This is a genomic window from Mycolicibacterium agri, assembly GCF_002553505.1.
In the GTDB taxonomy this organism is placed as follows: domain Bacteria; phylum Actinomycetota; class Actinomycetes; order Mycobacteriales; family Mycobacteriaceae; genus Mycobacterium; species Mycobacterium agri.
Genome location: NZ_PDCP01000044.1, coordinates 35,555 through 50,467 on the forward strand (window position 1 = coordinate 35,555; position 14,913 = coordinate 50,467).

Here is a 14,913-nt window from a genome sequence, read left to right on the forward strand (position 1 = left end):
ACGATGCAGAACCTGCTTCTGCTCGCCGGCGGCGTGTTGATCGGCATGATCGTCGGCGTCATCCCCGGTGTCGGCCCGTCAGCAGGGCTGGCGATCCTGCTGCCGGTGACATTCGGCCTCGACCCCACCGGCGCCATCGTCATGCTGGCCGCGGTGTATTACGGCGCGATGTACGGCGGCACCATCACGTCCGTGCTGATCAACACGCCGGGTGAATCCGCCACGGTGGCAAGCACATTCGACGGCTATCCGCTGGCCAAACAGGGGCGGGCGGGACCTGCCCTCGTGATGGCCGCGGTGGCCTCGTTCGTCGCAGGCACCATCGGCGCGCTGCTGATGAGCTTCGCCGCGCCGGCGACCGCCGCGTTCGCCAGGACGTTCGGCCCGCCCGAGTACTTCCTCATCGTGATGGCCGGACTGCTCACCGTCATCGTCATCCTGCGCGGCAACAAGCTGCTCGGCGCGCTGTCGGCGCTCATCGGGTTCGCCATCGGCACCGTCGGCGTCGACATCGGCGGCGGTGAGCGCCGCTACACCTTCGGTGCCGTCGAGCTCATCAACGGTGTCGACTTCATCCCGGTCGCCATCGGGCTCTTCGCCGTCGGTGAGGTGCTGCACACGCTGTGGCGCGGCGGACACCTCGAACGCCTCGACTTCTTCGGCGTGTCGGCGCGCAGCCGCGGATTCTGGCCCAACCGCAACGACATCCGCGAGTCGGTCGGACCGACGTTGCGCGGCTCGTTTCTGGGATTCGGTGTCGGGTTGACGCCAGGCGCGGGCGCGACGGTCGCGTCGCTGATGTAGTACAACGTCGAGAAGTCCGTGTCGCGCACACCGGAGAAGTTCGGCAAGGGCGCGATGGCCGGCCTCGTCGGCCCGGAATCGGCGAACAACGCCGCGTCCTCCGGCGCCATGGTTCCGCTGCTGACACTGGGCATCCCGGGTGGCGGCGCAACGGCCGTGCTGCTCGGCGGGTTCCTGATGTGGGGCCTGCAGCCCGGTCCGCTGCTGATGCAGGAGAACCCGGAATTCGCGTGGGGGTTGATCGCCAGCATGTACCTCGGCAACGCGATGCTGCTGGCCGTCAACGTGTTCTGCATCCCCGCGTTCGCCAGCATCGCCCGCGTGCCGTTCAAGATCCTCGGCCCGATCGTGGTTTTGCTGTGCACGCTAGGCACTTTCGCGGTCAACAAGAGCCTGCTCGACGTGCAGATCATGCTGGCGTGCGGTGTGCTCGGCTTCTTCATGCGCCGCTACGGCCTGTCCACCGCCGCGTTGGTCATCGCGCTGGTGCTGGGACCGCTCGCCGAGGAGTCGCTGCGGCAGACGATGCAGATCTCCGGCGGCGCGCTCAACGTGTTCGTCGAGCGCCCGACGTCGGTCGGCATCCTGGTGTTCATCGTCTTCCTGCTCCTGCTGCCGCTGTTGCGGGCTCCGGCTGCCCGCGCGAGCAAGGCTGCGCTGCAACGGATCTCGGGCGGCCGCCGCGGCGGCCCGACACCCGAGCGGCCTGACGAGACGCTGGAACCGGGCACCGACGTCCGCCCCAACGACGAACGGGAACACGTCGGATGAACGTCGGCAGCCTGCTGCTCACCGCTGCGGCGGCGCTGTTGGGCGCGACGATCGCCACCCTGCTGCACCTGCCTGCGGCACCGCTGCTCGGGGCGATGGTCGGGGTCGCTGTGGTCAACATCGCGACCTCCTCGGCGTTCCCGATCGCGCCTGCGGGTCGCTGGATCGTGTACGTCTGCATGGGCTGGCTGCTGGGCATGAGCGTGAACGCCGACACGCTCAAGCAACTGCGCGACGCGTTCGTGCCGATCGCGGTGACCGTCGTCGCCTTCCTGGTCTTCGGGTTGGTCGCGGCGTGGTTGCTGTGGCGGTTCACATCGATCGACTCGCTGACCGCGCTGCTGGCCACCGCCCCGGGCGGCATCGCCCAGATGGGCGCGTTCTCGGCCGGCGCGGGGGCCAATGTTCCGATCGTGCTGACCGTGCACGTGCTGCGCATCACCTCGGTGATCGTGTTGATGTCGGTCGGCCTGAGATTGATGGGAGACGCGGTTGAGCGCGAAGCGACCGCTCGATGACATCCGCGTGGTCGATTTGAGCCGCGCACTCGCCGGCCCGTACGCGACGATGATGATGGCCGACGCCGGTGCCGACGTGGTCAAGGTGGAACCGCCTGGCGGCGACGACAGCCGCGGCTGGCTGCCCTACATCGACCGCAACGGCCACCGCGAGTCGGCCTACTACGTGTCCGCGAACCGCAACAAGCGCTCCGTCGTGCTCGACCTCAAGCGCGCCGAGGACGCCGACCGGTTGCGCTGGCTGGCCAGCCGCGCCGACGTCCTCGTCGAGAACTACCGCCCTGGAGTGCTGGAGAAACTTGGCCTCGGGCTCGACGAGCTGCGCGCGCTCAACCCGCGGCTGATCACGCTGTCCATCACCGGCTTCGGACGCGGCGGCCCGAGCGGAAAACGCCCCGGCTTCGACCAGATCGTGCAGGCCGAGGCGGGGCTGATGTCGTTGACCGGGCAGCCGGGCGGCACGCCGCAGCGGGTCGGACTGCCGATGGCAGACATCCTCGCCGGCCTGTTCGGCGCTTTCGGGGTGATGAACGCGCTGCGCGCGCGGGAGCGCACCGGCCGCGGCCAGCACGTCGAAACCTCGCTGCTGGCAGCGGTCGTCGGCGTGCACGTGTTCCACGGCGTCGGCTGGCTGTCCGCGGGTGTCGAGCCGGTGCTGACCGGCAACCGGCACCCGTCGATCGCCCCGTACGGCGTGTTCAGCTGCGCTGACGCCGACATCGTCATCGGCGTCGGGTCAGAGGCGCTGTGGCGCAGGTTCGCACCGATCGTCGGCCTCGACCCCGGCCGTGTTGACATCGCCACCAACACCGAGCGGGTGGCCAGGGCCGAGTCCCTGCAGAAGGAGATCGACGCGCTGCTGGCCGACCGGACCGCCGGCGACGTCCTGACCGCGCTGGATGCGGCGGGCGTACCCGCTGGCCGGATACGTACCATCCCGGAGGTATATGACTGGGAGCAGGTTCGGGACACAATGGTGTTGACCCTGCCCCACCCCACGCTGGGAGACCTGAACGTGCCCGCTTCACCGCTTGCGCTGTCGGAGGGTGGGGCGCCGCGCGCCGACGCGCCGCCCGCGCTGGGCGCGGACCAGGACGAAGTCTTCGCCGAGTACGCCGCCCGGGGTGGCCGATGACCGACCGAGTCGCTGTCGTCGGTGGTGGCATCCTCGGCGTCGCGGTCGCCCGCGAGTACCTCAAACGCCACCCCGACGGCGATGTGACGCTGTTCGAGAAGGAGGACCGGCTGGCGTCGCACCAGACCGGACGCAACAGCGGCGTGGTGCACGCAGGCCTCTACTACGAGCCCGGATCGAACAAGGCAGTGCTGTGCCGCCGCGGCGTCGGGCTGCTCGAAGAGTTCTGTGAGCAACGCGGCATTCGTCGGATCGCGTGCGGCAAGGTTCTGGTCGCGCTCGACGACGTCGAACGGGCCCGGCTGGACAACATCAAGGAACGGGCGATCGCCAACGGGGTGCCCGGCGTTCGCATCATCGGCCCCGACGAACTGCGCGAGCTGGAACCGCATGTGCGCGGCGTCGCCGCTCTGCACTCGCCGTCGACGTCGATCGTCGACTTCGCCGAGGTGACACAGGCGCTGGCCGCCGACGCGACCGGCGACGGCGCGAAGATCTGTCTCGGCCACGAGGTCGTCGCGGTGCGAAACACCGGCACCGAGGTGGTGGTGACGGCCAGGAATGCAAGCGGTTCCGCGCAGTCCGCGTTCGACCGGATCATCGTCTGCGGGGGGCTGCACAGCGATCGGCTCGCCGAAATGGTCGGCGACGCAGCCGATCCGGTGATCATGCCGTTTCGCGGCGAGTACTACAAGCTCAAACCCGAACGGCGCAACCTCGTCAACGGTCTGGTCTACCCGGTTCCCGACCCGCGCTACCCGTTCCTCGGCGTACACGTCACGCCGCGCGTCGACGGCGAGGTCCTCATCGGCCCCAACGCCGTGCTCGCGCTGGCCCGCGAGGGCTACACCTGGGGCAAGGTGTCGGTCTCCGATCTCGCCGAAGTGGCTCGCACACCGGCGTTTTGGCGGTTCGCGCGGCAGCACTGGCGCACCGGGATCACCGAGATGTACGGGTCGCTGAGCAAGCGGCGATTCGTCGCGGCCGCGCGGGCTTACGTGCCAGAACTCGACGTCGACGACGTCGTGCCGGGCGTGGCGGGCATCCGCGCTCAAGCGCTCGACCCCGACGGCGGCCTCGTCGACGACTTCCGCATCAGCATCCGCGACCGCGTCGTACTGCTGCGCAACGCGCCGTCGCCGGCTGCGACCTCGTCGCTGGCCATCGCCGAGCACATCCTGACGACCATCGAGACCGAAAGGTGAACAGATGACCCAACCGCTGTCCCAAGGACTTTGGGGTGTCCTCGCGACGCCTTTCGACGAACGTCTCGATGTCGACCTCGACTCGCTGCGCAACGAGGTCAACTCGTTCGTCGCCGACGGGTGCGGCGGCCTTGTCGCGCTCGGCGTGTTCGGGGAGGCGGCGTCACTGAACCCTGACGAAGCCGACAGCGTGGCCCGCACCGTCGCCTCGTCCACCGACCTGCCGTACGTGCTTGGCCTTTCGGAACGCGAACCCGACGCGGTCATCGCCCAGGCCGGCCGGCTGCTCGAGGCCGTGCCGCGCCCTCCGGTCGCGCTGATGGCCCAAATCGCCGACACTGATCCGGCCGTCGCCGCCGCGTCGCTGAAACGCCTGCACGACGCCACCGGAATCGGCATCCTCATCCAGGACTACCCGGTGATCTCCGGGGTCCACGTCACCGATGAGCAGGTCGTCGAGATCGTGTCGGGCTGCCCGTTCGCGGTCGGAGTGAAATCCGAGACCCCACCGACATCCGTCGCGGTGGCCCACCTCGTGCCGAGGGTCGACGTGCCGGTGTTCGGCGGGCTGGGCGGCGTGGGTCTGCTCGACGAACTGGCCGCAGGCTCTGCGGGCGCGATGACCGGCTTCAGCCATCCGGCCGCGCTGGCCGCGGTGTTGCGCGCGCACAGCGACGGCGGATTCGAAGCGGCCAGGGCCGCATGGGCGCCATGGCTTCCGTTGGCCAACTTCGAAGGACAACTCCGGGTGGGTTTGTCGATTCGCAAAGAGCTGCTGCGGCGGCGTGGCGTGATCAGCACCGGCCGAGTGCGGCCACCGGCGATGCCGCTACCGGACTCGCTGGTGCCGCTGCTCGAGCAGCATCTCGCCACCCTGCCCGCCACCGCCACGCGCTAAGAGGAGCCAACCGAATGGATTTGGGAATCACCGGACGTACCGCGCTGGTGCTCGGCGCCAGCGGCGGCCTCGGCGGCGCCATCGCGGTGCGACTCGCCGAAGAAGGCGCCAACGTCGCCGCCGCCGGACGCTCGGCCGACAAGCTGGCCGACACCGTCAAGCGGATCGAAGCCGCGGGTGCGAAGGCGCTGCCGTTGGTCTGGGATCTGAGCGACCTCGACCAGGTCGATGCCCGCATCACCGAGATCGAAAACGCTTTGGGCCCAGTGGACATCCTCGTCAACAACACCGGCGGCCCGCCGCCGACACCCGTCACCGGCCAGGACCCCGACGTGTGGCGGTCGAGCTTCGAGCAGATGATCCTCTCTGTCATCGTCATCACCGACCGTGTGCTGCCCAGGATGCGGGAGCGCGGCTGGGGTCGCATCCTGACATCCACGTCGGGCGGTGCGCTCAGCCCGATCCCGAACCTCGCGATATCGAACACGTTGCGCGCCAGCCTGCACACCTGGTCGAAGACGCTCTCCGACGAGGTGGGCCGCGACGGTGTCACCTCCAACATCATCGTGCCCGGCCGGATCGCCACCGCCAGAACCGAATTCCTCGACACACGGCGCGCCGAGCGAGAAGGCCGCAGCGTCGAGGACGTGATGGCAGACAGCGCGTCGGCTATGGCGCTGGGCCGCTACGGCAAGCCCGACGAATACGCCGACGTGGCGGCGTTTCTGTGCAGCGAACGCGCGTCCTACGTCACCGGATCGGTCATCCGCGTCGACGGCGGACAACTCAAGAGCGCGAACTGATCTGACCCTGAGCCGAAAGGGACGTTGATGCGACTGCGCACCGTGCGGCTCGACGAGACGACCGCCGCCTGCGTCGCCCTGCCCGACGGCAGACTGGCCCGCGTCGAGAAGATCGTCGACGGCGCGCCGAGTGATCTGTTGGCGCTGCTGGAGACCGAGGCGCTCGACGCGCTCGCCGAGGCCGTCGCCGCGGGTGTCGACGACACCGCCTGTGTCGACCCGCACTCACCCGTCGCGGCGCCGTGGCTGCGGCCCCGCAAGATCCTCGGCATCGGCCTGAACTACGGTGCGCACGCGGGCGACCTCGGCGAGAGTGCGCCGCGCACGTCGCCGGCGTCGTTCCTCAAGGGCGACCACACGATCGTCGGGCCAGGCGAGCCGATCGTCGTGCCGCCGGGCATCGGCAAGGTCACCGCGGAAGCCGAACTGGGCCTGGTGATCGGGCGGACCTGCTATCAGGTCAGCGTCGACGACGCGATGTCCTATGTGGCGGGCGTGGTTCCGGTCCTCGACCAGACCGCGGAGGCGATTCTGCTGGAGAATCCCCGCTACCTGACGCGGGTGAAGAACTACCCGACGTTCTTCTCCTTCGGGCCCGACCTGATCACGCTCGACGAGGTGTTGTCGCACGGGCCGCTTTCGGGCCTGCGGGTGGCCACCGTGCACAACGGCGCGGTGCACCGCAAGGACACCGTCGCGGGGATGACATTCTCACCGGCCGAGCTGCTGAGCTTCCACAGCCAGGTGATGCCGTTCTACCCGGGCGACATTCTGTCCACCGGCACGCCGGGAGCGGTGCCGATCGTGCCCGGCGACGTCGTGACGTGCGAACTCGGCGACGGCCTTGCGTCTTTGACGAACCCGGTTCAGTAGCGTCAGCGGCGCTGCTGCGCCCCGACGCGCTCGGCGGCCATCGCCACCGCGGCCTCGCGGGCGGCGCTGGCCTCGTCCTCGGTCAATGTCCGGTCCGCCGCGCGGAACCGCAGCGCCAACGCCAGCGACTTGCGGCCCTCGCCGATCTGCGGGCCGGTGTAGACGTCGAACAACCGGACGTCTTCGAGCAATTCGCCTGCGCCCTCGCGAACCGCATCCACGACGCTCTGGGCGGCGACGTGCTCGTCGACGACGAGCGCGACGTCCTGGAACACCGCGGGGAACGGCGACACCCTCGGCGCGGGCAGTCTCTCGATGATCGGCACGGCGTCGAGGTTCAACTCGACCGCGCAGGTGCCCTTCGGCAGCCCGCAGCGTTCGATCACCCCGGGGTGCAGTTGGCCGGCATGCCCGACGACGGTGTCGCCGACCAGAACCTCGGCGCAGCGGCCGGGATGCCACGGAAGATATTGCGCCTGACGCAATGTCACATCGACGCCCGCCGCGCGGCCGATGATGCGGACCGCTTCGAACGCGTCGCTGGCCTCGGCGGGTCGCCCGGGCCCCCACGGGCCCGGAAGCTCGCGGCGGCCGGTGAGCACCACACCCACATGCTCGGGCTGACGCGGCAGCGACGCGTCGAGCATCGCGATCTCTTCGTCGGTGGGCCTGCGATCGGTCGGGATCCGCTCCACGGCACGGGTTTCCGACGTCGGCTCGACCACCTGCTCGATGGAGAACAGAGCCGCATCGACCACGCCGCGGGACACGTTGCGCGCCAACGCCTCCAACAGCCCCGGTAGCAGCGTGGTGGCCAATTCCGGGCGGTCGGCCTCCAGCGGGTTGAGCACATGAGTGGTCGACCGGCGTGGGTCGTCGGCGGGCAGGCCCCACAGGTCGAACACCTTCGCAGGCAGAAAGGGTGTCGGCAGAATCTCGACATACCCGCTGAGCGCCAAGGACTTTCCGATCGCCCGGCGTCGCTTCTGCACCGGTGTCAAACCCCTGCCCGCGGGCGCCTGCGGCAGCACAGACGGGATGATGTCCAGTCCTTGCAGCCGCAGCACTTCCTCGACGAGGTCGGCCGGCTGCTTGAGGTCGGGCCGCCAACTCGGCGGAATCACGGTCACGCGGTCGCCGTCGGCGGTGACGGCGGCGCCGATCTGGATCAGCCGCCGCTGCGTGGTGCCCTGCGGGTACTCGAGGCCTGCGGTTCGGTCCGGCAGGTCGGCAGGCATGCTCACCGCAGGTTGTGACCAGTCGTCGCGCGGCGGATCACCACGCCAATCGGTCAACACGGACTGCACTGTGCCACCAGCGATTTCGGCGAGCAGCGCGGCGCAGCGGTCCAACGCGGCGACCGAAACGGCCGGGTCGACGGCACGTTCGTAGCGGCGGCCGGCCTCGCTATAGAGGTGCAGCCTGCGCTGGGTGCGCGACACCGCGGCCGGATCCCACACCGCGGCCTCCAGCAGCACGTCGGTGGTGGTGTCGCGGACCTCGGTGGTGCCTGCGCCCATCACCCCGCCGATGGCGGCGGTGGCGACGTCGTCGACGATCAGCACGTCGCCGGTGTCGAGCTTGCGCTCGATGTCGTCGAGGGTCACCACCGTCTCCCCCGGCTTGGCGAACCGGACCCGAAAGCCGCCGGTGATCAGGCTGCGGTCGTGGGCGTGCATCGGGTGACCGAGCTCGAGCATCACATAGTTGGTCACGTCGACGGCGGGTGAGATCGCCCGGATGCCGCTGAGCAGCAGCCGTCGCTGCAGCCACCACGGCGACACGGCGACCGGGTCGATACCGGTGACGGGGCGCAGGCTGAACCGCTGTACGCCGGTGCCCGCATCGATTGTCACCGGCAGCGCCTCGCCGTCGGCGGGCAGCGCGGCGACGTTGGCGGGATCGACGAAGTCGAGGTCATAGGCGTTGGCGATCTCGCGGGCCATGCCGCGCACGGAAAGGCAGTAGCCGCGGTCCGGGGTGATCGCCAGGTGGAACACGGTGTCGTCGAGGCCGAGCACGTCGGCGGCCGCTGTCCCCGGCTCGGCCGTGCCCGGCGGCAGCACGAGGATGCCGGAATGGTCGGTGCCCAGGTTGAGCTCGGCCGTCGAGCAGATCATCCCGTCGGAGATGCGGCCGTAGGTCTTGCGCGAGGTGATGGTGAAGTCGCCGGGCAGCGTGGTTCCGGGCAGCGCCACCACGACGAGATCGCCCACCGCGAAGTTCGTTGCGCCGCATACGATGTCGCGTGGCTCAGGTTCGCCGACGTCGACTTTGACCGCACGGATCGGCTTCTTGAACTCGGTGAGCTCTTCGATTTCGAGAACCCTGCCGACCGTCAGCGGGCCGCTGACCGGCCCGACCGGGATGACCTCTTCGACCTCGTGGCCGATGCGGATCAGGGTCTGCTCGAGCTCGTCGGCGGGCACGTCCCAGCCGGGTGCACCGGCTTGCACGGCCTCCCGCAGCCAGCTGTAGGGAAGTCGCATCAGGCGCCAACTCCGAACGGCAGCGAGAACCGCACGTCGCCCTCGACCATGTCACGCATGTCGGGGATGCCGTTGCGGAACTGCAGGGTGCGCTCCAACCCCATGCCGAACGCGAAGCCGGAGTACACCTCGGGATCGATTCCGCAGGCGCGCAACACATTCGGATTCACCATCCCGCAGCCGCCCCACTCCACATAGCCGGGCCCGCCCTTCTTGTTCTCGAACCACACGTCGACTTCGGCCGACGGCTCGGTGAACGGGAAGAAGTGTGGCCGGAACCGGGTGCGGCCCTGCGGACCGAACTCCGCGCGCGCGAACGCGTCGAGCGTGCCGCGCAGGTGAGCCATCGTCAGCCCCTTGTCCACGGCGAGCCCCTCGACCTGGTGGAAGACAGGGGTGTGGGTGGCGTCGAGTTCGTCGGTGCGGAACGTGCGGCCGATCGAGATGATGTAGACCGGCAGGTCGCGTTCCAGCAGCGCGCGGATCTGCACCGGCGAGGTGTGCGTGCGCAGCACCTGCCGCGAGCCCTCCGGGGCGATATAGAACGTGTCCTGCTCGCTGCGGGCGGGGTGGTCGGGCGGGAAGTTCAACGCGTCGAAGTTGAACTGCTCGGTTTCGACCTCGGGGCCCTCCGCCAGTTCCCAACCCATCGCCACGAACGTGTCCGCGACGTGCTCGGCGAGGATCGTGATCGGATGGCGGGCACCCAGCGGCTGACGCGTCGACGGCAGCGTCACGTCGATGGTCTCGGCGACCAGCACCGCCGCGTCGCGCTCGGCCCGCAGCACGGCGAGGCGCTCGTCGTAGCTGCGCTGCGCCTCGGCGCGCGCCACGTTCACCCGCCGGCCCGCGTCGGCGCGGTCGGCCTTCGGCAGCGAACCCAGCGCCTGGCGGGCCAGGGCCAGCGGCGAGCGGTCACCGAGGTGCTCGGTCTTGGCGCGGGCCAGCGCGTCGAGATCACCGGCCAAATCGAACGCGTGCTTGGCCGCACTGACCAGCTTGGCCAGCGCTTCCTCCGACAAATCTATGGGCTGATCAGCCACTCGGCGATCATAGGCGATGGCGCGATGAGAGCCTCATCACGCAACCCCGGGCTCGAGCGCTCCGTCTGGCGGTGCGGTGGCTGACCGGCGGCGCAGCCGGGAGCGCGCTCGTTCGCCGACCAGCGCGCCTGCGATGCCGGAAACCGTCGCCGCCAGCAGCGACAGCCCAGTGTTGGCCAGCATCAGGTAGCCGAAGGCCACGCCCACGCCTGCCAGCACGCAGCGCAGCACCGTCCATGCCGTGGGGTGACGGAACCGGGTCGACAGGGCCATGCCGAGCAGCAGCGCCACGGCGTGGCCCGTGTCGGTGAAGTCCCTGCCCACGGCCACGACGGCGACGGCGACGCCGACCCACCACCCCGTCCACGCCGACCGCCACCAGCGCGGGATCGCCGACGTCAGCGCGCCAAGCACGGCCGAAGCGCCGTAGCTCATCCCGACGTCGGTCGCCCTGGTCACGTCGGCCGATATCCAGCCGAACGTGACGGCCGCGGTGAGGCCGATGGCGACCAGCACCGTCGCGCCGACGTGGCCGACCGCGAACGCGATGAGCAGCCGAGCACTGCGCCACAGCAGTTCGGCGGTCGCGAGCAGGCACACCAGGCCGGGCAGCCAGACAAAGATCGGGCCCGCGTCGATCACGAACGCGCTGACCAGCAGGGTGCCGACGTGTCCGCGGCTGAGGTTGTGCAGATTGGTGCTGGCATGGCTGATCACCCTGTCGTGTATCCGGGGCTCGGCCGTTCCCAGCGCGGTCGTCACCACGGCCAGGGTCGCGGCGTAGCCGAACGTGATGCGGATCCGGGTCAGCGCCCGCAGCAGGCCGAACAACATCACCGACCACTATGCTTCGGCGATGTCGTCGTTCTCCTCGTCCTGGCCTGGCAACTGTCTGCGAGTTTTCACCCGATACATCGCGAGGTCGGTCGGCACCCCGTCCTGCTTGGGCAGGAAGAGCGGCCGTCGAATTCGCTTGGCGGACAGCCCAAGAACCTCGAACTCGTCGGCGGGTATGCGGTCCATCGTGGTCTGCGAGACGATCAGCCCGCCCCGCGTCGCGCGCTCCATCACCCTGGCGGCGATGTTGACGTCGACGCCGAGCCAGTCCGAGCCGATCCGCTGCGGTCGCCCGGTGTGCACACCGGCGCGCATGCGGGGCGTATAGCCGTCCACGTCAACGGTTTTCACCGCATCGAGGCTGGTGCGCACCGCCTGGACCGCGGTGGCGGGTTCGGTGAACACGGCCATCGTGCCGTCACCCATGCGTTTGACGATGCGTCCGCCGGCCTCCAGCAGCGGTGGTTCGATCACCTGCGCGACCCGCCGCAGCAGCCGCAGCGTGGCGTCGTCACCGGCCTTCAACGCCCACGACGAGAATCCGACGAGATCTGTAAAGACAAGTGTCACCTCGCGATTGACCGGTTTGCCCGACACCCGCTCGGTCAACGCCTGCCACACCTGCAACCCGGCCAGGCTCACCTCGCGGGAGGCCGCGTGGCGCTCCAGCAACCGGTCGGCCGCGCGGGCGGCGACACTGGGCCCGCCAAGTCCGCTCGCGGACAACGGATCACCGAATTCCGGGTCGCCAGGAAGGGCGCGGCGAGCGCGCCGGACGAACGCGACGAGGTTCGGGTTGTGATTTGTGTTGCGGATCCAGGTCGACGGCTTTGCCGGTCGCCGTGAGGACGGCGCGCGATCCGATGCCTTGTTCGTTTCTCCGGTACCGCCGGATCGTTCGTCGAACGATTCGACACCCATTGCGCAAGATTAGATGGCCGTTATTTGCCGGAGCAAACGGGCCGGTTGAGGTGGTTCGGCGGGTTTGCTCGCGAACCGGAAACCCGCTGCACAGGCGACCGCGGCGCGCCGCGAAATCATGGACAACGCACGTTGTCACTATTATCGTTGAGGTGTGACGGCGAGCACACCGAAGAGGGGGGCCAAGCGAGCCGATCCGCTCGGTCCGGACTCACTGACCTGGAAATACTTCGGCGATCTGCGCACCGGAATGATGGGCGTCTGGATCGGTGCGCTGCAGAACATGTACCCCGAACTCGGTGCCGGTGTCGAAGAGCATTCGATCCTGTTGCGTGAGCCGCTGCAGCGCGTTGCCCGGTCGGTGTACCCGATCATGGGCGTCGTCTACGACGGGGACCGCGCCCCCGAAACCGGCGCGCAGATCAAGGGCTTCCACACGACGATCAAAGGCGTCGACTCCGAGGGGCGGCGCTATCACGCGCTCAACCCGGAGACGTTCTACTGGGCGCACGCCACGTTCTTCATGCTGGTGATCAAGGTCGCCGAGTACTTCTGCGGTGGACTGACCGAAGCCGAGAAACGCCAACTGTTCGACGAACACGTCCGCTGGTACGCGCAATACGGTATGAGCATGCGGCCGGTGCCGAAATCATGGGAGGAGTTCTGCGAGTACTGGGACCGGGTCTGCCGGGAACAGTTGGAGATCAACCAGGCCACCCGCGACATCTTCGACATCCGCGTTCCGAAACCGTGGTTCGTCTTGATGCCGACCCCGATCTGGGATCAGATCTTCAAGCCGATGGTGGCCGGACAGCGCTGGATCGCTGCGGGAATGTTCGACCCGGTGGTGCGCGAGAAGGCCGGAATGCGGTGGACGCCCGGCGACGAGATCCTGCTGCGGCTGTTCGGCAAGCTCGTCGAATTGGCATTCGTCGCTGTGCCCGACGAGATTCGGCTGCATCCGCGGGCCGTGGCCGCGTACCGCCGCGCAGCAGGCCGAATCCCCGAGGACGCACCGCTGGTGGAGGCGCCGTCGTTCGTCGCGCCGCCGCGCGATCGCCGCGACTTGCCGATGCACTACGTGCCGAAGCGCAGGAGCCTCCTCGACCGCGCGGGCTCGCTGGTGCACACCACGTTCTCGCTCGCCGGTCTGCGCCCGGCCCGTGGCCGCAGCACCGCGGCCTAGCGTCCGCGCCTAGCCCGCGTCCGCCTAGCCTCGGATTGCTCCTCGCGTCCGCCTAAGCTGGCGCTCATGCTCGAATGGTCTGATGTCGACCTCGCCGTACGCGACGCGGTCCGCGACTTCGTCGACAAGGAGGTCCGCCCGCACGTCGACGCGCTGGAAAGCGGTGAGATGGCGCCCTACCCCATCATCCGCAAGCTGTTCACGACGTTCGGCATCGACAAGATGGCCCTCGAGTCGCTGGAGAAGCGCCTGGCGCGGATGCGAGAGGGCGGCGAGAAACCGGCAGGCGGCGGTTCGGGCGGCATGTTCGGCGGCGACGCCGCCCAGGCGAGCATGGGCTTCGTCGTGGTCAGCGAACTGTGCCGGGTGTGCATGGGCGTGGTCACCGGGATGGGCGTCAGCCTCGGCCTGACGGTGCCGACCATCGCCAGCCGCGGCACGCTCGCGCAGCAGGAACGGTGGCTGCCGGGGCTGGTCACCTACGAGAAGGTCGGCGCGTGGGCGATCACCGAACCGGACTCCGGCTCCGATGCTTTCGGCGGCATGAAGTCATACGTCGTGCGCGACGGCGACGACTACATCCTCAACGGGCAGAAGACGTTCATCACCAACGGGCCGGACGCCGACGTCGTCGTCGTGTACGCCAAGCTCGACGAGGGCGACGACACTCCCAAGCGCGACCGCAAGGTGCTGACGTTCGTGCTCGATCGCGGCATGGAGGGTTTCGTCCAGTCAAAGCCGTTCCGCAAGATGGGGATTCACAGTTCCCGCACCGGCGAGCTGTTCTTCAACAATGTCAGGCTCGGCCGAGACCGACTGCTCGGCGAAACCGAGGACAGTGCGGCGGGCGACGGGCGCGAATCGGCGCGGTCGAACTTCTCGACCGAGCGCATCGGGGTAGCGGCGATGGCGCTCGGCGTGATCGAGGAATGCCTCAAGCTCAGCGTCGACTATGCGAAGAACCGCAAGCTGTGGGGCCAGGAGATCGCCCAATTTCAATTGATTCAGCTCAAGCTGGCCAACATGGAAGTGGCCCGAATGAACGTGCGCAACATGCTGTTCCGCGTCATCGAGGCCGCGCAGACGGGCACCCCGATCTCATTGGCCGAGGCGTCGGCGATCAAGTGGTACTGCTCGCAGGCGGCCACCGATGTCGCGATGGATGCCGTGCAGTTGTTCGGCGGCAACGGCTACATGACCGAATACCGTGTCGAGCAGTTGGCCCGCGACGCCAAATCGCTGATGATCTATGCCGGCAGCAACGAGGTGCAGATCACCCACGTGGCCAAGGGCCTCTTGAGCTGACGACTCACTTTTTCAGCGTGAGCAGACGCAAAAGTCCGCCCTGTCCTGGGGCGATTTCTGGGGGTGATTGCAACAGCCACCTTGTTGGAGGTTGTTGTGTATCTGAAGGCTTATCCCTGGATTAT

General features: G+C 68.6%; 12 protein-coding genes and 1 pseudogene. 9 read left to right on the plus strand and 4 right to left on the minus strand.

What is annotated here, in order from left to right:
• Positions 1–3 precede the first annotated feature (3 nt).
• From CQY20_RS35580 to CQY20_RS21720, 7 genes and pseudogenes are all read left to right on the plus strand, one after another.
• Positions 4–1,575 (plus strand): annotated as a pseudogene (locus CQY20_RS35580) (tripartite tricarboxylate transporter permease).
• Positions 1,572–2,093 carry an AbrB family transcriptional regulator gene (locus CQY20_RS21695; RefSeq protein ID WP_097942147.1) on the plus strand — a complete coding sequence of 174 codons (522 nt, stop codon included), beginning with the start codon at positions 1,572–1,574 and terminating at the stop codon, positions 2,091–2,093. Before CQY20_RS35580 ends, CQY20_RS21695 begins: the two are co-directional and overlap by 4 nt.
• Entirely contained in the window at positions 2,068–3,228 is a 1,161-nt protein-coding gene (locus tag CQY20_RS21700) for a CaiB/BaiF CoA transferase family protein (protein WP_097942148.1), read from the plus strand. Before CQY20_RS21695 ends, CQY20_RS21700 begins: the two co-directional genes overlap by 26 nt.
• Positions 3,225–4,433: an L-2-hydroxyglutarate dehydrogenase gene (gene lhgO, locus CQY20_RS21705; RefSeq protein WP_097942149.1), complete on the plus strand. Its 1,209-nt coding sequence runs from the start codon at positions 3,225–3,227 to the stop codon at positions 4,431–4,433. The genes CQY20_RS21700 and lhgO overlap by 4 nt, the downstream gene beginning before the upstream one ends.
• Positions 4,434–4,437: 4 nt before the next feature.
• A complete protein-coding gene (locus CQY20_RS21710; protein ID WP_097942150.1) occupies positions 4,438–5,331 on the plus strand; it encodes a dihydrodipicolinate synthase family protein in 894 nt (297 codons plus the stop codon).
• A 14-nt stretch (positions 5,332–5,345) separates the two neighbouring features.
• On the plus strand, positions 5,346–6,134 hold the full coding sequence (locus CQY20_RS21715; protein ID WP_097942151.1) for an SDR family oxidoreductase: 789 nt from the start codon (positions 5,346–5,348) through the stop codon (positions 6,132–6,134).
• Between the two features lie 27 nt (positions 6,135–6,161).
• The gene (locus CQY20_RS21720) at positions 6,162–7,007 is read left to right on the plus strand and encodes a fumarylacetoacetate hydrolase family protein (protein WP_097942152.1); all 846 of its coding nucleotides are present in this window, start codon (positions 6,162–6,164) and stop codon (positions 7,005–7,007) included.
• Between the two features lie 2 nt (positions 7,008–7,009).
• On the opposite strand, the gene pheT is transcribed toward CQY20_RS21720, so the two are convergent.
• From pheT to CQY20_RS21740, 4 genes are read right to left on the minus strand one after another with little or no spacing between them, the layout of a single operon-like run.
• Complete coding sequence (gene pheT, locus CQY20_RS21725; RefSeq protein WP_097942153.1) at positions 7,010–9,496, minus strand: phenylalanine--tRNA ligase subunit beta; 2,487 nt, start codon at positions 9,494–9,496, stop codon at positions 7,010–7,012.
• The gene (pheS, locus tag CQY20_RS21730) at positions 9,496–10,539 is read right to left on the minus strand and encodes a phenylalanine--tRNA ligase subunit alpha (protein ID WP_097942154.1); all 1,044 of its coding nucleotides are present in this window, start codon (positions 10,537–10,539) and stop codon (positions 9,496–9,498) included. Before pheS ends, pheT begins: the two co-directional genes overlap by 1 nt.
• Before the next feature lie 36 nt (positions 10,540–10,575).
• Positions 10,576–11,373: a rhomboid-like protein gene (locus CQY20_RS21735; RefSeq protein WP_097942155.1), complete on the minus strand. Its 798-nt coding sequence runs from the start codon at positions 11,371–11,373 to the stop codon at positions 10,576–10,578.
• Positions 11,374–11,382: 9 nt separating this feature from the next.
• A complete protein-coding gene (locus CQY20_RS21740; RefSeq protein ID WP_097942156.1) occupies positions 11,383–12,297 on the minus strand; it encodes an adenylate/guanylate cyclase domain-containing protein in 915 nt (304 codons plus the stop codon).
• A gap of 154 nt (positions 12,298–12,451) precedes the next feature.
• On the opposite strand from CQY20_RS21740, the gene CQY20_RS21745 reads away from it, so the two are divergent.
• Together CQY20_RS21745 and CQY20_RS21750 are read left to right on the plus strand one after the other, a co-directional pair.
• Positions 12,452–13,483 carry an oxygenase MpaB family protein gene (locus tag CQY20_RS21745; protein WP_097942157.1) on the plus strand — a complete coding sequence of 344 codons (1,032 nt, stop codon included), beginning with the start codon at positions 12,452–12,454 and terminating at the stop codon, positions 13,481–13,483.
• Between the two features lie 66 nt (positions 13,484–13,549).
• The gene (locus CQY20_RS21750; protein WP_097942158.1) at positions 13,550–14,788 is read left to right on the plus strand and encodes an acyl-CoA dehydrogenase family protein; all 1,239 of its coding nucleotides are present in this window, start codon (positions 13,550–13,552) and stop codon (positions 14,786–14,788) included.
• Positions 14,789–14,913 lie beyond the last annotated feature (125 nt).